The organism is Burkholderia sp. Ac-20365, from assembly GCF_017104715.1.
Taxonomy (GTDB): domain Bacteria; phylum Pseudomonadota; class Gammaproteobacteria; order Burkholderiales; family Burkholderiaceae; genus Paraburkholderia.
Genome location: NZ_JAAGPI010000007.1, coordinates 1 through 16,691, shown reverse-complemented (window position 1 = coordinate 16,691; position 16,691 = coordinate 1). Strand labels below are relative to the sequence as shown.

The 16,691-nt window shown below is 62.1% G+C and carries 14 protein-coding genes; 7 read left to right on the top strand and 7 right to left on the bottom strand.

The window, feature by feature from the left end; genetic code table 11:
- The first annotated feature begins 2 nt into the window (after nt 1-2).
- The 7 genes from G3O01_RS14590 (at nt 3) to G3O01_RS14560 (ending at nt 8,929) form a co-directional block, all read left to right on the top strand.
- Entirely contained in the window at nt 3-3,155 is a 3,153-nt protein-coding gene (locus tag G3O01_RS14590) for an efflux RND transporter permease subunit (RefSeq protein ID WP_205805763.1), read from the top strand.
- A complete protein-coding gene (locus tag G3O01_RS14585) occupies nt 3,152-4,654 on the top strand; it encodes an efflux transporter outer membrane subunit (RefSeq protein WP_205805762.1) in 1,503 nt (500 codons plus the stop codon). Before G3O01_RS14590 ends, G3O01_RS14585 begins: the two co-directional genes overlap by 4 nt.
- 163 nt (nt 4,655-4,817) lie before the next feature.
- Nucleotides 4,818-5,636, top strand: coding sequence for an ABC transporter substrate-binding protein (locus G3O01_RS14580; protein WP_205805761.1), 819 nt, complete (start codon nt 4,818-4,820; stop codon nt 5,634-5,636).
- Between the two features lie 7 nt (nt 5,637-5,643).
- The gene (locus tag G3O01_RS14575) at nt 5,644-6,375 is read left to right on the top strand and encodes an amino acid ABC transporter permease (protein WP_205805760.1); all 732 of its coding nucleotides are present in this window, start codon (nt 5,644-5,646) and stop codon (nt 6,373-6,375) included.
- Nucleotides 6,372-7,112, top strand: coding sequence for an amino acid ABC transporter permease (locus tag G3O01_RS14570; RefSeq protein WP_205805759.1), 741 nt, complete (start codon nt 6,372-6,374; stop codon nt 7,110-7,112). Before G3O01_RS14575 ends, G3O01_RS14570 begins: the two co-directional genes overlap by 4 nt.
- Complete coding sequence (gene soxC / locus G3O01_RS14565) at nt 7,090-8,367, top strand: sulfite dehydrogenase (RefSeq protein WP_205805757.1); 1,278 nt, start codon at nt 7,090-7,092, stop codon at nt 8,365-8,367. The genes G3O01_RS14570 and soxC overlap by 23 nt, the downstream gene beginning before the upstream one ends.
- Nucleotides 8,360-8,929, top strand: coding sequence for a cytochrome c (locus tag G3O01_RS14560; RefSeq protein WP_205805756.1), 570 nt, complete (start codon nt 8,360-8,362; stop codon nt 8,927-8,929). The genes soxC and G3O01_RS14560 overlap by 8 nt, the downstream gene beginning before the upstream one ends.
- A 4-nt stretch (nt 8,930-8,933) precedes the next feature.
- On the opposite strand, the gene G3O01_RS14555 is transcribed toward G3O01_RS14560, so the two are convergent.
- From G3O01_RS14555 to phoU, 7 genes are all read right to left on the bottom strand, one after another.
- Nucleotides 8,934-10,301, bottom strand: coding sequence for an LLM class flavin-dependent oxidoreductase (locus G3O01_RS14555; RefSeq protein WP_205805754.1), 1,368 nt, complete (start codon nt 10,299-10,301; stop codon nt 8,934-8,936).
- 37 nt (nt 10,302-10,338) lie between these two features.
- The gene (locus tag G3O01_RS14550) at nt 10,339-11,196 is read right to left on the bottom strand and encodes an ABC transporter ATP-binding protein (RefSeq protein WP_205805752.1); all 858 of its coding nucleotides are present in this window, start codon (nt 11,194-11,196) and stop codon (nt 10,339-10,341) included.
- 29 nt (nt 11,197-11,225) lie between these two features.
- Nucleotides 11,226-12,071, bottom strand: a complete 846-nt coding sequence (locus tag G3O01_RS14545; RefSeq protein WP_241023968.1) for an ABC transporter permease — start codon at nt 12,069-12,071, stop codon at nt 11,226-11,228.
- A 24-nt stretch (nt 12,072-12,095) separates the two neighbouring features.
- Nucleotides 12,096-12,959: an ABC transporter permease gene (locus G3O01_RS14540; protein WP_241023967.1), complete on the bottom strand. Its 864-nt coding sequence runs from the start codon at nt 12,957-12,959 to the stop codon at nt 12,096-12,098.
- An 11-nt stretch (nt 12,960-12,970) separates the two neighbouring features.
- The gene (locus G3O01_RS14535; protein WP_205805750.1) at nt 12,971-14,053 is read right to left on the bottom strand and encodes an ABC transporter substrate-binding protein; all 1,083 of its coding nucleotides are present in this window, start codon (nt 14,051-14,053) and stop codon (nt 12,971-12,973) included.
- Nucleotides 14,054-14,133: 80 nt separating this feature from the next.
- Nucleotides 14,134-14,943, bottom strand: coding sequence for a methyltransferase domain-containing protein (locus tag G3O01_RS14530; protein WP_205805748.1), 810 nt, complete (start codon nt 14,941-14,943; stop codon nt 14,134-14,136).
- Between the two features lie 206 nt (nt 14,944-15,149).
- Nucleotides 15,150-15,857 (bottom strand): phosphate signaling complex protein PhoU, encoded by a 708-nt coding sequence (gene phoU / locus G3O01_RS14525; RefSeq protein ID WP_205806111.1) that lies wholly within the window; start codon nt 15,855-15,857, stop codon nt 15,150-15,152.
- Nucleotides 15,858-16,691: the final 834 nt, after the last annotated feature.

The following is a 16,691-nucleotide window of genomic DNA, read 5'->3' as shown; positions in this document are numbered from 1 at the left end:
GCATGAATCTGTCCGCTCCGTTCATCCGTCGTCCGATCGGCACGATGCTGCTGGCAATTGGCCTTGCGCTGTTCGGCATCGTCGCGTTCCGGCTGCTGCCGGTCGCGGCGCTGCCTTCGGTGGATTTCCCCGTCGTGATGGTCAGCGCGACCTTGTCGGGTGCGAACCCCGACACCGTCGCCAAGACTGTGACGGCGCCGCTCGAACGTGCTTTCGGTTCCATTGCGGGCCTCACGCAGATGACGTCGCAAAGCTCGTCGGGCTCGTCGCAGATCGTGTTGCAGTTCGATCTGAACCGCGACATCGACGGCGCCGCGCGCGATGTGCAGGCGGCGATCAATGCCGCGCGCAGCAATCTGCCGACGACACTCACGCAAACGCCGACGTATCGCAAGATGAATCCTGCTGCGGCGCCGGTGATGATCGTCGGCTTGACGTCGGATACCGTGGGCGTCGGGCAGATGTACGACTATGCGTCGTCGGTGTTACAGCAAAAGCTGTTGCAGGTGCAAGGCGTCGGCGACGTGACCGTGGGCGGCGGCGCGCTGCCTGCTGTGCGCGTCGAATTGAATCCCGATCAGTTGAGTCGCTACGGTATCGCGCTCGACAGCGTGCGCACCGCGCTTGCGAACGCCAGCGTCGACTTGCCGAAGGGCGCCGTCAGCATGAACGGCCAGCACTATGTGATCGGCGCAAACGATCAGTTGATGGAACCCGCCGACTACAAGCCGCTCGTGATCCGCACGCACGACGGTTCCGTCGTACGCGTCACCGACGTCGCGCAAGTGGTGAAGTCGACGGAAGACCTGCGCAACTACGGGCTCGCGAACGGCAAGCCCGCCGTGCTGCTGATCGTGTCGAAGCAGCCGAACGCGAACGTGATCAAGACCGTCGACGCGATTCGCGCGACGCTGCCGCAACTCGCCGCGGGCATGCCCTCGACAGTGAAACTGAACGTCGTGCTGGACGGCACGCAGACGATCCGCTCGTCGGTGTTCGACGTCGAAATCTCGCTGCTGGCCGCTGTGCTGCTGGTGACAGCCGTGTCGTATGCGTTTTTCCGCGACTGGCGCAGTACGCTGATTCCAGCAATCACGGTGCCGCTCGCGCTGGCGGGCACGTTCACCGCGATGTACTTCCTCGGCTACAGCCTTAACAACCTGTCGCTGATGGCGCTGACCATCTCGACCGGCTTCGTGGTGGACGATGCGATCGTCGTCGTCGAAAACATCATGCGGCATCTGGATCAGGGCAAATCACCGTTGGCCGCCGCGCTAGATGGCACGCGTGAAGTCGGCTTTACCGTGCTGACGATCAGCGTATCGCTGGTGGTCGTGTTCCTGCCGCTCATCATGATGAGCGGACTCGTTGGGCGGCTGTTCCGCGAGTTCTCGGTGTCGCTTGCGATTGCGATCCTGATTTCGATGGTGATTTCGTTGACGCTCGCGCCGACGCTCGGACGCCTGCTGTTGCGTGCCGCGCCGCACAAGCAGGATGAAGGCGCAATCGGGCCGCGTGTCGAACGTGCGTATGGCCGCAGTCTGCGCTGGGCGCTGCGTCATCCGAAGATCATGCTTGCCGTCACCGTATTCCTGCTGTTCGCCAATGTCGGTGTGGTCGCCGTGATGCCGAAAGGCTTCTTCCCGATCGAGGACACGGGGCGGCTGATGGGCAACATCCAGGCGTCGCAGAGCATTTCGTTTCAGGCGATGAAACAGAAGTTCGACGAGATCAACAAGCGCATTTTGCAGAATCCGGATGTGCAATCGGTGTCGGGTTATGTCGGGGGACGCAATGCAGTGAGCAACAGCATGATGTTCATCACGCTCAAGCCGCTGTCGGAGCGCAAGCACAGTGCGGATCAGGTGATCGCCGATCTGGGCCGCCGCACGAACGATATTCCAGGCGTGCGTCTGTTGATGCAATCGGCGCAGGACCTGATGTTCGGTGCGCGGCAGAGTTCGGCGCAATTCCAGTACACGGTAACAGCGGAGAATCAGGACGAACTGGACAAGTGGGTGCCGCGTATCGAAGCGAAGCTGCGCTCGCTGCCGCAATTGCGCGACGTGAACACCGACGTGCAGAGCGCAAGCCTGTCGATGATGCTGCAAGTCAATCGCGATGCGGCGGCGCGTCTGGGCGTGCCGTTCGAAGCCATCGACGACGCATTGAACGATGCATTCAGCCAGCGGCAGATCGCGACGATCTACGGGCCTGCGAATCAGTATCACGTGGTGATGGAAGTCGCGCCGCAATACTGGCAAGACCCGAAGACGCTGGACACGCTATACGTTCCCGCAACGAACGCGACGACCAGTTCGACTGGTACAACGAGCACGACGACAGGCACGACAACTACCACGTCCAGCACGACGTCTTCGACAAGCACCGCGTCGAGTGCCACGCTCGTACCGCTGTCCGCGCTCGCCACGCGCACGCTGTCGCACGCGCCCGTCACGATTGCGCACGACAACCAGTTTCCCGCGGTCACGCTGTCGTACAACCTGCGTGAGGGCGTGACGATGAGCGACGCGAATGCGGCCATTCAACACGCCGTTACGTCGCTGAATCTGCCGAACACGATATTGCCGGGCTTCGCGGGACAAGGCGCGATGATGCAGCAATCGGGCGGCAGCGAACTGCTGCTGATCATCGGCGCGCTGATTGCCGTGTATATCGCGCTCGGCATCCTGTACGAAAACCTCGTTCATCCGCTGACGATTCTGTCGACGCTGCCTTCAGCGGGCCTCGGCGCGCTGATCGCGCTCTACGTCTGCGGTTATGAACTGACCATCATCGCGCTGATCGGCATCGTGCTGCTGATCGGCATCGTCAAGAAGAACGCGATCATGATGGTCGATTTCGCCGTCACTTACGAACGCGAACAGCATGCGAGCGCTGAAGAGTCGATCTATCAGGCGTGCCTCACGCGCTTCCGGCCGATCATGATGACCACGCTTGCCGCGTTGCTCGGCGCGGTGCCGCTGATCGTCAGCACGGGCTACGGACACGAGTTCCGTCATCCGCTCGGCGTCGCGATTCTCGGCGGCCTGATGGTCAGCCAGTTGCTGACGCTCTTCACGACGCCTGTGATCTATCTCTGGCTCGACCGCTTCAACGGCCGGCGCGCCAAACGTAACGGAACCTCATCATGATGGACAAAGCAACGCGCACGAAGCGGCGTGTGCAACGATCGATCGTGGCTGTCGCCATTGCAACGCTGTGCGCGGGCTGCGCGGTTGGCCCCGACTACAAGCGGCCCGATGTCGCCACGCCCGCTACGTTCAAGGAAATGAACAGCCCGGACGCGGACGGCGTGTGGCAACAGGCGAAGCCCGACCCGGCTGCGTCGCTCGATAGCCGCTGGTGGACGATGTTCAATGACCAGACGCTCAACGATCTCTGCGAACGCGCATTGAAGGCGAACCAGACGCTCGCGCAATACGAAGCGGCGTATCGCTCGGCGCGTGCGCAGGTGGTGTCGTCGCGTGCGAGCCTGTTCCCGACAGTGTCGTTCGCCGGATCGGGCACGCGGTCGCGCACCGGCACGGGCAACAGTACGACGACGATCAGTTCCGGCAGCACCTCGACCAGTTACACGTCGAAGAGCGTGTCGGCGCAACTCGAAGCGAGCTGGGAACCGGACCTGTGGGGCAGCGTGCGACGCTCCGTCGAAGCGAGCGAGGCAAGCGCGCAGGCATCGGACGCGCAACTGGCGGGCGAACGTCTGAGCGTGCTCGCGACGCTGGCCGTCGACTACTTCACCGTGCGGGCCGCCGACGCCGATCTGGCGATTCTCGACGAAGAACGCCGCATCGACGCGGAACTGCTCGCGCTGACGGAAGCGAAATACAAGCAGGGCGTGTCTTCATACGACGATGTACGCACGGCCCACAACACGTTGCAGACGATCGATGAAAGCATCGCAAGCGCGCAACTCACGCGTCGTCAGTACGAGCATGCGATTGCGGTGCTGATCGGCGAACCGCCCGCGGCATATTCGTTGCCGGTTCAGGCGAACTACCGGTTCGACCTGCCGACGCTGCCTGTTTCGTTGCCGTCCACGTTGTTGCAGCGGCGACCGGACGTCGTACAGGCCGAGCGCACCGTTGCGCAATACAACGCGAAGATCGGCGTGGCGAAGGCGGGCTATTTCCCGACCATCACATTGTCGGCCGATGGCGGCTGGAGCGGCACGTCGCTCGCGCATCTGATTTCGCTGCCCACACGCTTCTGGTCGTTAGGACTCGACGTTGCGCAGACAGTGTTCGACGCTGGTGCGACGGCCGCATCGGTGCGGGCAGCGCGCGCCAACTACGATCAGGAAGTGGCTGCATACCGGCAGACTGTGCTGAGCGCGTTCCAGGACGTCGAAGACTATCTGAGCGCCGTGCAGATCGCGACGCGCCAGGCGGCTTCATCGAACGATGTCGCGCAACGCAGCGGCGAACTGGCGGCCAGCCAGCAACGCAACTTCGCGGCAGGCACGTCGAGCCGCATCGACGTGCTCGATACGCAACTGACGCAAGTGCAGGATCGCAAGATCGCACTCGATTACAGCAGCACTGCGCTGCAGAACGCCGTCTTGCTCGTGAAAGCTTTGGGCGGCGGATGGGACGGCAATGTTAAAGAGGCGGACGCTTCTGATAAGTAATGTGCGGCTACTAAAGCGCATATGACGTGTACCGCTTTGCTCGTGACGATTTATTGGTTCGTCGCGCGCAAACGCGTTGCTAAAGTCGCGGCTCATCATCGATATCGACGATGAGCCGTGCACTCTGCACGCGGCTACACGCATAACATCAGAAGGTCCAACTATGAAAATCCGGTTTGCTGGCGCTGTCATCATGGGGTTGATGCTCGCCGTTTCCAGCGCGGCGCACGCCGACCGTCTCGACGACATCAAGAAAGCGGGCGTATTGCGCGTTGCGACGTTCGACAGCAATCCGCCGTTCGGTTTCGTCGATCCGAAGAACAATCAGATTGTTGGACTCGATGTCGACTATGCACGCGCCGTCGCAAACAAGCTCGGCGTGAAGCTCGAAATCCAGCCGACCAATCCCGCGAACCGCATTGCGTTCCTGAAGTCGGGCAAGGTCGATCTGGTGTTCGCGAACTTCACGATCACCGACGAGCGCAAGAAAGAAGTCGATTTCAGCACGCCGTATTTTGCGTCGGGCACGCAGTTCATCGCGAAGAAGGGCGTATTGAAGACGCCGCAGCAATTGAACAGCTTGCGCGTCGGCGCCGACAAGGGCACGACCAACGAGCAGCAGGTACGCGCCCAATTCCCGAATGCGACGATCGTCGCCTACGACGACACGCCGTTCGCGTTCGCCGCGCTGCGCGCGGGCAACGTGCAGGCGATCACCCAAGACGGTCCGAAGCTCGTCGCGCTGCTGGCAAATGTGCCGGACAAGGCGAACTACGAGATTTCGCCGTTCACGATTTCCAACGACTATGAAGGCGTGGGCGTGCCGAAGGGCGAGACGCGTCTGCTGAATGTGGTCGACGATACGTTGAAGGGGCTGGAATCGAACGGTTCGGCGAGCAAAATCTACGATCAGTGGTTCGGCCCGAATAGCCGTGCGCCGCTGCCGCGCCTGTTCAGGATCGGCGATCCGCAAAAGAGCTGATCGCGGCATGAACGGCTGGCTGGAACCGAAGTACGTCGCGTGGCTCGCGCACGGCTTCGCGCTGACTTTGCTGTTGTCGATCTGCGTGGTCGTGTCGGCCACGTTGTTCGGCTTTCTGCTCGCGCTGGCGCGCAATGCGCGCAACCTCGTGGTTGCGCGCATCGCAGCGCTGTACGTGCTTGTCTTTCGCAATTCGCCGCTGCTCGTGCAGTTGCTGTTCTGGTACTTCGGCGCGGCGACCTTGCTTCCACAGAGCTGGATGGAGTGGCTCAACGCGCCGCATGTGGTTTCGGTGTGGAGCGTCACGCTCGCATGGCCTTCGTTTGAATTCGTCGCGGGATGGATCGGCTTGACGTGCTATGCGACGACGTTCGTCGGTGAAGAGTTTCGTGCGGGCATTCGCGGCGTCAAGAGCGGGCAGTATCAGGCGGCGGCCGCGTTGGGACTCGCGCCGCTCGCGACCTTTCGTTACGTGATTCTTCCGCAGGCTATTCGCATCGCAACGCCGCCGCTCGCGGGTCAATGCATGAACATCGTGAAGAACTCGTCGCTGACGATGGCGATTGGTCTCGCCGAACTGTCGTACTCGTCGCGGCAAGTCGATACGGAAACGTTCAAGACGTTTCAGGCGTTCGGCGCGGCGACGGTTCTTTATATCGTGACCATTGCCGTGATTGAAGTGGCGTTGCTGCTCTGGAAGCGACGCAGCGTTGAGCGCTGGCAGCGAGGCACTGCATGAGCGCATTGGACTGGTTGCCTACGCTGCGTTATCTGCTGCTCGGCACGTTTCCGAATGGGCCGCTGGGTGGCGCGGCGCTGACGCTCGTCATGTCGATCGTGTCGGCGTTGCTGTCCGCTGCCGTTGGTCTCGCGGGCGGCATTGCGTTGTCGATGACGCGCGGTGCAGTGAATCTCGTGCTCACAGCCATCATCGGTTTTTTCCGTGCGATTCCCGTCCTGATGCTGATCTTCTGGACGTTCTTCCTGATGCCGATGCTGCTCCACATCGACGTGCCCGGACTTGCGACAGTCGTGTGTGCATTGGCGCTGATCGGCGGCGCGTATCTGTCGCACTCGGTGCAGGCGGGCATTGCCGCCGTGGGCGCAGGGCAGGAGCAGGCAGGGTTGTCACTTGGACTCACGCGCTGGCAGGCGTTGCGCTATGTGCTGTTGCCGCAGGCCGTGCGGATCATGACGCCGTCGTTCGTGAATCAATGGGTGTCGCTGATCAAGGATACGTCGCTCGCGTATATCGTCGGCGTGCCGGAGTTCACGTTTCTCGCCAACCAGGTCAATAACCGGCTGATGGTGTATCCCGCGCAGATCTTCCTGTTCGTCGGCCTCGTCTATCTGCTGCTGTGTTCCGCGCTGCAATTCTGTGCGACGCGTCTGCTCGATGGCGCGCAGCGTCGCGGCAAGCGCGACGCACGTTCGCGAATCAAACGGTTCTCTCATGTCCAATCCGCCGACTCCTGAATCGAAGACAAATTCCGTGTTGCCGCGTCGCCGGATGCTCGGCGGGCTGGCGCTCTCCGCGCTGGTCGCGCCTGGCGTGAAGGCGGCGACGCTGTTGCAGCCATTGAAGGTCGATCCGTGGTCGCAAACGCCCGGCGCACCGATTCTCGATCATCCGTATGGTCAGCCTTCGCCGCGTGAAGCGAACGTTGTGCGCCGCGCGTCGCGTGCCTGGCCGATGCCTGGCGCGGCCTCGTCGCTCACGCCGCTCGCGGACCTCCACGGCACGATCACGCCGAACGGACTCGTCTACGAGCGGCATCATGCAGGCGTGCCGGATATCGATCCCGACGCGCATCGGCTCGTCGTGCATGGTTTCGTGCGCGAGCCGAAGCTCTTCACGATGGATGATCTGCTGCGTCTGCCGTCGGAATCGCGTATTCATTTTCTTGAGTGCTCAGGCAACACGGGGAGTGAATGGAAGGGCCCGAGTGGCTTGCCCGTGCAGATCACGCACGGTCTGCTGTCATGCTGCGAATGGACGGGCGTGCGTCTTTCGACCTTGCTCGAGGCAACGGGCGGACTCGCCGCGGCGACAGACGGACGCGCGCCCAAATGGCTGCTCGCCGAAGGCGCCGATGCCTCCGCAATGACGCGCAGCCTGCCGCTCGACCGCATTCTCGACAGCGCGCTCGTCGTCTATGCGCAGAATGGCGAGCGTTTGCGTCCCGAGAACGGCTATCCGCTGCGGTTGATCGTGCCGGGTTTCGAAGGCAATACAAACGTGAAGTGGCTGCGGCGGTTGAAGATTGTCGATGCGCCGCTGGAGACGCGCGAGGAAACGTCGAAATACACTGGGCTGCTGCCCGACGGACGCGCACGGCAGTTCGTGTTCGAGATGGACGCGAAGTCGGTGATTACGCGGCCCTCGTCGGGACAAAAGCTGACGGTGCACGGCTTCTATCCGATTGTCGGACTCGCGTGGTCGGGGCGCGGCGCGATTCGCCGGGTCGAAGTATCGACGGATGGCGGAAAGAGCTGGCAGGACGCGGCAATCGATGAACCGGCACGCGATCGCGCGTTGACGCGGTTTCAATCGGGCTGGGTCTGGAACGGTGAGCCGGCGGCGATCCTGTCGCGCGCCACGGACTCGACGGGCTATGTGCAGCCCACGCGCGAGGCTCTGGTGCAGGCACGCGGGTTGAATTCGAACTACCACTACAACGGCATTCACCAGTGGCGCATCGGCGCGGATGGGAGTGTGAAGAATGCTTAGGGCCGTTTTTCAGGCGTCTTTGTTGTGTGCGTTGCTTGCCGCATGCTCGACCTCGTACGAAGCGCGCCAGCCTGCATTGAACGCTGAGTTGAGCAAATCTGCCGATGCAATCGGAACGCCAATCAGCGACGCCGACATCGCCGCATGGAATATCGACGTCGCGCCGGACGGCCACGGCTTGCCCGCTGGCAGCGGCGATGTCGCAATGGGCGGCAGGATTTTCGCGGCCAGATGCGCGACGTGCCATGGCGCGAAGGGAGAAGGGCTGATCGGCGATCAACTGATAGGCGGACGCGGCACGCTGACGTCGGCCAATCCGAAGCGTACGGTAGGCAGCTACTGGCCTTACGCGACGACGCTTTTCGACTACATCCGACGCGCGATGCCATACAACGCGCCGCAATCGCTCAGTGCCGATGAAGTCTACGCGGTGAGCGCGTGGATTCTGAACCAGAACGGCATCGTTCCCGACGATGCGCGTCTCGACGCGCATTCGCTTGCAGCAGTACACATGCCCAATCGCGATGGCTTTGTATCCGATCCGCGACCGGGCAAGCTCTAGTTAATCACGCCGTCTGCGCGACCGGCGTCTGCGCGGAAAAACGGTTTTCCGGACGCGGCAACCCGAGATGATCGCGCAGCGTGCGTCCCTCGTATTCAGTGCGAAACAGCCCGCGCCGCTGCAATTCCGGCACGACCAGTTCGGCGAATTCGCTCAGCCCGCCTGGCAACCACGGCGACATGATGTTGAATCCATCCGCGCCTTCCTCTTCGAACCACTGCTGCAACTGATCCGCGATGCTCTGCGGCGTGCCGATCACCTGTTGATGCCCGCGCGCTCCAGCAATGCGCAGATAGAGCTGGCGTATCGTCAGGTTGTCGCGGCGCGCGAGGTCGAGCAGAAGTTGTTGCCGGCTCTTGCCACCGTTGGTTTCCGGGAGATCCGGCACAGGCCCGTCGATATCGTACTTCGACAGATCGACACCGCCCGACATGTTCGACAGCAACTGCAAACCGACAGTCGGATGAATCAGTTCCTGCAACGCGTCGAACTTGTCGCGCGCTTCCTGTTGCGTTCTGCCGATCACAGGAAATATGCCCGGCATGATCTTCAGATGTTCAGGGCGGCGTCCGTAGCGCGCGAGCCGACCTTTCACGTCGCGATAGAAGAGCTTCGCTTCATCGAGCGTCTGATGGGCGACGAAGATCACTTCGGCCGTTTGCGCGGCGAGTTCCTTGCCTGCGTCGGATGCACCCGCCTGAATCACGACGGGCCGTCCCTGCGGTGAGCGCGCGACGTTCAACGGCCCGCGCACCTTGAAATGCTTGCCGCGATGTTCGAGCACGTGCAGCTTGTCGACATCGAAGTAGACGCCGCTCGCCTTGTCGCGCAGAAACGCGTCGTCTTCCCAGCTATCCCACAGGCCCGTCACGACGTCGTGGAATTCCTTTGCGCGCTCGTAGCGCAGCGCGTGGTCGGGATGCTTGTCGAAGCCGAAGTTGTGCGCTTCCGTCTCCGTGCTCGACGTGACGAGATTCCAGCCGGAGCGTCCGCCGCTCAGATGATCGAGCGACGCGAACTTGCGTGCGACGTTGTACGGCTCGTTGAATGTCGTGGAGACCGTGGCGATCAGCCCGATGTTCGACGTCACGACGGAGAGCGCGGATAGCAGCGTCAACGGTTCGAAGTGATCGGCGCGCGCCGTGCGCGACAGCGAAGGCAGATGTGTGTCGCGCACGCTGACGCTGTCGGCGAAAAAGATTGCGTCGAACTTTGCCCGTTCGGCGATCTGCGCCAGTTGCGCGTAGTGCGCGAAATCGAGACCGCCGCTCGCGTGCGTGTCGGGATGACGCCATGCGGCGATGTGATGTCCCGTTTCCATCAGGAACGCGCCGAGGCTGATCTGTCGTTTGTGTTGTCGTGCTTCGCTCACTGTGTTTTCCTTGATCGACGTCGAAAGAAAGCGGGCTTCACCATGCAAGGCGCCATTCGCCGATACGCGGCTCGCGTGCGGCGGCGCGCTGGCCGTCGTCCGGCGTATCGTGATGCGCGGAAGCAGGGCGCTCGGTGAAATCGGCGAGTATCTGGTCGCGCAGTTGCACGAAACGCGCGTCGCTGCGCTCGCGCGGACGCGGCAGATCGACGTGCGCGATACGCTTCACGCGGCCCGGACGCGGCGCCATTGTCACGACGCGATCGCCCAGATAGATCGCCTCGTCGACATCGTGCGTGACGAGAATCATCGTGATGCGCTCGTGTTGCCAGATGCGTTGCAGTTCGTTTTGCAGACGTCCGCGCGTGAGTGCGTCGAGCGCGCCGAACGGTTCGTCGAGCAGCAACACGCGCGGCCGGTTCACGAGCCCTCTCGCAATCGCGACGCGCTGCGCCATGCCGCCCGACAACTGATGCGGATACGCCTGTTCGAAACCTTCGAGTCCGACCAGCGCGACATGCTCGGCGACGGCTTCGCGCTTCTGCTTTTGCGACAGCGGTGCATTGCGCAGCGCAGCCAGGATGTTCTGTGAAGCCGTGAGCCACGGAAACAGCCGGTGATCCTGAAACACGATGCCGCGTTCGAGCGACGTGTCGCGCACGCGTTCGCCATCCACGCGGATTTCGCCGCGATAGTCCGCATCGAGTCCCGCGACCAGCCGCAGCAGCGTCGACTTGCCGCAACCGCTCGCGCCGAGCACGCTGATGAATTCGCCTTGCGCGATATCGAGTGAAATGTCGTCGAGCACGAGCAGCGTGCCGTTTGCTTCGTCACGTTGCGCATAGCGCTTGCTGACGTTGCGAATGCGGATGCCTTCGGTAACTGTCGTCGTCATGTGCAGGTTCCTGATTGTTGTTGCATGCGTCATGCAGCCGCGCGGCGCGCGAGCACACGTCGTTCGAGGCCGCGTGCGAGTGCGTTGAGTGCCCAGCCGGTTATGCCCACGACGATGATTCCGAACAGCACGAGATCCATCCGGAACTGCTCGCTGCCGTCGATCAGCGTATTGCCGATACCGCTGCCCGCGACGAGCAGATATTCGGCGCCGAGCGTCGCGAGCCACGAATAGATCAGCGCGAGATAGATGCCCGTGAAGATCGACGGCAGCGCGGCGGGCAGGATCACGAAGCGCGCCATTTGCAGCCGCGAATAGCGGTACGCGCGTGCCACTTCGACATAGCGAGCAGGCACCGAGTGGATGCCGTCGCAAGTGTGCGCGGCAACGGGCAGCAGCGCGGCCAGCGACAGGAACACCACTTTCGCCATGTCGCCGAGGCCGAACCACACGGAGATCAGCGGAATCCACGCGAAGAGGGAAATCTGCTTGAACGTATCGAAGGTCGGGCCGATCACGCGCGTGGCGATGCGCGAAAAGCCGAGCGCCGCGCCGAGCAGCAGGCCGCCTGCCGTGCCGATCACGAAACCGCTCGCTTCACGCGCGAGCGACGCCGACAGCGCGCGCCACAACGCGCCGCTTTCGATCTGCTGCCATGCGGTGCGCGCGACATCGGCGGGGCTGACCAGCAAGCCGCTCTTGACGAGATGCAACGCGGACACGAGCCACCACAAGGCGAACGCTGCCAGCGGTAATACGAGGCCGCGCCAGTTGAACGCGGAAAGACGTTTCCTGAGCGCAGACGCGTGCTCAGGCTTCGCGGGCACGTCGCAACCGCACGGCGGCGGACCTTTGATCTTGCGTGTGAACGACATGACGTGTGTCCTCGATCGACAGGTTTACTCGCGGAATGCAGACGGCTGTCCGCGCCGCAGACGGGCTTCGAGCGCATCGAGCGCGCGATTGATCGCAAAGCCGATTGCGCCGACGATCACCACGGACGCCATCACGAGATCGAGCTGAAAGAGTTGCCGGCCATACACGATCAGATAACCGAGCCCTTCCGACGAAGCCACCAGTTCGACCACAACGAGCGCGAGCCAGGCTTTGGTGAACGCGAGCCGCACGCCCGTCGCGAGCGTCGGCACGGCAGCGGGCAAGACGATGTACGCAACGCGCTGCCAGCGCTTGTAGCCAAACACGCGTGCGACTTCATCGAGCGCGGCGGGCGTGTTTCGCACGCCTTGCATCGTGCTCAACGTGACGGGCACGAGCGCGGCATGCGCGATCAGGATGTACTTGAGCGGCTCGCCAACGCCGACCAGCAGCAGCAGAAATGGCAGCCAGCCCAGCACGGGAATCTGCACCAGCGCGTTGAAGGCGGGCAGCACGTAGGCTTCGACGGTGCGCGACAAGCCCAGTGCCGCGCCGATGATGAAACCCGCGAGCGTGCCGACGCCGAAGCCCACCAGCACGCGTTGCAGGCTGACCAGCGTGTTGCGCAGGAGATCGCCGCTGACGGCCAGTTCGTATAGCGTGTCGAACACCTGTTGCGGCGGCGGAAGAATTTGCGGCGCGATCCAGTCGCGTGCGCAACCTATGCTCCATAGCGTGAAGAGCGCGGCAGGCAGCAGCCACGGTGCGAGATGCCACGCTATCGTGCGCACGCGCCGTTGTGTGCGCTCGCTCACCTTGCTTACTTCGCTCGCAGGCTCCGATCTGGCGCGCTTCGAAATGGTCCACTGGTCTATCGCCTTGCTCATCGCGGCCTCCGTCAGCTGAGCGGTTTGCCCTGCGCGTCATAGCGCGTCCAGTAATGCTCGAGCGACTGCGTGCGCAACGCGTTGTCGAGATAACGCGTTTCGAACCAGCCGTCGACTTCGACAGGTTTGCGGATCAGCTTGAGCTTGAGCGCGTCGCTCGCCACGGCCTTGTAACGCGCGACGATAAACGGATCGACGAGCGGCGAATTACGCGACTTCAGGCTGTCTTTTCCGAATTCTGCCTGCCATGATTCATAGCTGACGCCGCTTTTCGCCCACTGCTTGAAGAGGGCATCGCGGTTCGCTTCATCGGAGGACCATTGCGCGCCTTTCACGAACACATTGACGACGCGCTGCACGATGTCGGGATGCGCGTGGTCGAAATCGTCGAGCACGAGCAGATGCGATTGCCGCGTGAATTGCGGGCCGTCCGACTGCGATTCGTAGATGATTTTCGCGAGACCCTGATCGCGCAGCTTGTAGAGGTGATAGTCGTTGACCGACGCGTCGATGCCTTTCGACGACAACGCGGCCAGCGAACTCGCCGAGTCGAGATTGATCACGCGCAGATCGCGTTCGTCGAGCTGGTTCGCTGCGAGCACGTTGTCCGCGACGAGTTGCAGATTGGTGCCGCGGAAGATCGACACGCGCCGTCCCTTCAGATCCTTCACGGACTGCACGTTCGAATCGGGCGGCACGGCGATTTTCACGCCGGTGCGTACGCCGGATTCGAGCAGAATGCGCGTCTTCAGTCCGTTTGCGCGTCCGAGCACAGCGGGGAGATCGCCCTGGAAGGCGAAGTCGAGCGATTTGTCCGCGATCGCTTCGTTGACGGCCGGTCCCGCGCCTTTGAAGAAGAGCCATTCGACCTTGATGCCATCGGCGGCGAATTCCTTTTCGAGCAGTTGCTGCTGTTGGACGGTTGCGGCTGGCGAGCCGCCGAATGTAGGCGGATCGCCCACGCCTTGTTGCGCGACGCCGATACGGATCACGGCGGGTTTATCGGCGTACGCCTGCGGTACGGTGAAAGCGAGCGCCGTGGCGAGCAGAACGGACTTTACGAGCGTGAAGGTGCGTCGGATTCGGTTGTCCATTGGATGAGCGTGTGCAGTCGGATGAAAGAATGAACGGCAGCGCAGCCGCATGCGGCGATGCGGCCTCGTGAGCGGTGTGCTTAGTGCGCGAGCGGTTTGCGCGCGGTCGTGAAGATCATGCGGCGCGTCAGCTGCAACCCGCGCGGGCCGCGATGCGCTTCGAGCGCAACAGCGAGACGCTCGCGCAGCGTTGCGATCTGCGATTCAGGCAGCGATGACAGGAAGTTGCCGAACGAACTCGCGCGACTGAACGACAGCACATCGTCGACGTTATCGAATGCGTCGTCGAATTCGCGGATCTCGTTGAGCGTGATGTCGAAGCCGATAGACGCGAGCAGCGTTGCCGCGCTTTCGCGCGTGAGCTTGTTCGGCGCGCCGATCTCCGCGTGTTGCGAGGCGGCATCGTTTTCGGTCAGCGCGTGCAGGACGCGATGCAGGTCGTGCGGCACGTCGGCGGGCATGGTCGTGAAGCCGATACGGCCGCCGGGTTTCAGCACGCGCCACGCTTCGCGCAATGCCTGTTGTTGATCGGGTATCCAGTGAATCACGCTGTTCAGATACACGACGTCGACATGCGCGTCGGCGATATCCGTGAGTTCTTCCGCGCGGCCCACGCGTGCCGCAAACCGGCCATGCGCGCGTTGCAATGCGCGTTCGACGCGCAGCGGCAGCGGATCGAGTCCGAGCACTTCACCCTGTGCGCCGACACGTTGCGCGGCCGATTCCGTCAGCCGTCCGGTGCCGCAGCCGATGTCGAGCACGCGCTCGCCTTCGCGCAGATGGAGCGCGTCGAGCAGTTGCAGACCGTGATTGAACTGGCGAATGCCGAGACGATCGTATTCGTCGGCGAGCGCGGCGGAATCGAGTTGCAGGCTGGGTGCTTTCGACATGGGAATGAGCGCGTTTGTCGTCGTTGAGCGCTCATTCTTGTCGACGCTGCAGGTCAGTACAAGAAAGCAATCGAGCTATTGATATGCGTTGCGATGCTTTCCTGGCGCGATTTGGTGCATGCTGTCCGCTAATGCAAACAGGCATCTGCAACAGTGAATGTTGCCGATGCCTGTTCCGTCAAATTGCCGCTGTCGTGCGCGATGTTTCAATCCATCAGAGCTTCGCGTTCCAGTTCGCGCAGTGGAATGTGGCGCACGTCGCGCCCCTTGACGACGAACACGACGAATTCGGCGATATTCTTCGCGTGGTCGCCGATCCGTTCCAGCGCCTTCGCGATGAACAGATATTCGAGCGCGACGGAGATGGTGCGAGGCGTTTCGTTCATATGTATGGCGAGCCGCTGGACGAACGCGCGGAATACTTCATCGATGGCCTTGTCGTCGCGCACGATTTGCGCGGCCGCGACTGCATCCATGCGCGCGAACGCATCGAGCACCCGGTGCAGGATCGACGAAGCCATTTCGCCGCATTTCTTCAGTTCGGTCAGCGAGACCGGTTGCGTGCCGCCATATTCGTCGATGCGCCGCATGCGCTTGGAGATCTTGCGCGCTTCGTCGCCCATGCGTTCGAGGTTCGTTACGCACTTGGACATTGCCATCAGCAGCCGCAGATCGCGCGCGGCTGGCTGGCGACGTGCGATCACACGATGAATTTCCTCATCGATTTCGACTTCGAGCGCATTCAGTTCGCGCTCGCTCGCGCGGATATCTTCGACTAGCGCCGGGTCGTATGCGTCGAGCAGTGACAGACAGCGGGTAATTTGCCGTTCGACGACACCGCCCATTTCGAGCAGGTTGGTCGACAGCATGTTGAGCGCAGCGTCGAATTGACTGGAGAGATGCTTGTCGGACATGATCCGCCCCCTTGTCCACTTGGCGGGGATGACCCCGGACGTGGAAAACCGTATATATCGTTTTATGTTAATGGTGCAAAAAAATGCATGCAAGCGGGGATGTACCAGGGGGGCGCGGGGTGTTGCCGGCCGGCAACTTATGGTTTTGGTGTTGGTTTTGGTTTGGTTTTGGGTTTGGTTTTGGTGTGTCTTGCGACGCTGGTTTGGTTTGCTTTTGTTGTCGCTGGCATCCGCGTGATGTTTTGCCTTGTTCACGCGTCGCCCCTGTGCGGGGCGGCACCTACTTTTCTTTGCCGCGGCAAAGAAAAGTAGGCAAAAGAAAGCCGCTAAACACCGCTAATCCTTGTTCCCGCCTGAGGGCCCCCAACAGTTCTTCCGCTTCAAACGGCAACCTGCTTTTCACTGCCCGTTGCCGGCGCCTTGAACAGGCGCATCACCCGCTTCACACTCCCGCGTCGCCGCGTGCGCGATCAAATCTCCCACGTTCTATAGCGGCAAACTGTGTGTCGGCTATCGCGGCTTATGCGCTTCACTCCGGACTGAAAAACACGATCGGTGTCGTAAGAGCGCTGAGGTGTGGAGTACTACGACCTACACACAGTTTGCCACCTGGGCGGCCGTAACCATTCGCTGCCGCTGGAGGCGCTGCGGGTGATTGAAGCGGGTGAGGCGCCGATTCAAAGCGCTGCCAACGGGCATTGAAGAGCAGGTTGCCGTGTGAAGGAGAGGACCCGTTGGGGGCCCTCAGGCGGAGGTCAAGAACGGGCGGTGTTAGCCCGCTTTCTTTGCTTACTTTCTTTGCGGCGGCAAAGAAAGTAAGTGCCGCCCCGCACA

Bases quoted from the DNA above. Each gene is read 5' to 3' on its own strand.
- G3O01_RS14590 (WP_205805763.1), top strand. From the start codon at position 3: ATGAATCTGTCCGCTCCGTTCATCCGTCGTCCGATCGGCACGATGCTG.
- G3O01_RS14585 (WP_205805762.1), top strand. From the start codon at position 3,152: ATGATGGACAAAGCAACGCGCACGAAGCGGCGTGTGCAACGATCGATC.
- G3O01_RS14580 (WP_205805761.1), top strand. From the start codon at position 4,818: ATGAAAATCCGGTTTGCTGGCGCTGTCATCATGGGGTTGATGCTCGCC.
- G3O01_RS14575 (WP_205805760.1), top strand. From the start codon at position 5,644: ATGAACGGCTGGCTGGAACCGAAGTACGTCGCGTGGCTCGCGCACGGC.
- G3O01_RS14570 (WP_205805759.1), top strand. From the start codon at position 6,372: ATGAGCGCATTGGACTGGTTGCCTACGCTGCGTTATCTGCTGCTCGGC.
- soxC (WP_205805757.1), top strand. From the start codon at position 7,090: ATGTCCAATCCGCCGACTCCTGAATCGAAGACAAATTCCGTGTTGCCG.
- G3O01_RS14560 (WP_205805756.1), top strand. From the start codon at position 8,360: ATGCTTAGGGCCGTTTTTCAGGCGTCTTTGTTGTGTGCGTTGCTTGCC.
- G3O01_RS14550 (WP_205805752.1), bottom strand. From the start codon at position 11,196: ATGACGACGACAGTTACCGAAGGCATCCGCATTCGCAACGTCAGCAAG.
- G3O01_RS14545 (WP_241023968.1), bottom strand. From the start codon at position 12,071: ATGTCGTTCACACGCAAGATCAAAGGTCCGCCGCCGTGCGGTTGCGAC.
- G3O01_RS14540 (WP_241023967.1), bottom strand. From the start codon at position 12,959: ATGAGCAAGGCGATAGACCAGTGGACCATTTCGAAGCGCGCCAGATCG.
- G3O01_RS14535 (WP_205805750.1), bottom strand. From the start codon at position 14,053: ATGGACAACCGAATCCGACGCACCTTCACGCTCGTAAAGTCCGTTCTG.
- G3O01_RS14530 (WP_205805748.1), bottom strand. From the start codon at position 14,943: ATGTCGAAAGCACCCAGCCTGCAACTCGATTCCGCCGCGCTCGCCGAC.
- phoU (WP_205806111.1), bottom strand. From the start codon at position 15,857: ATGTCCGACAAGCATCTCTCCAGTCAATTCGACGCTGCGCTCAACATG.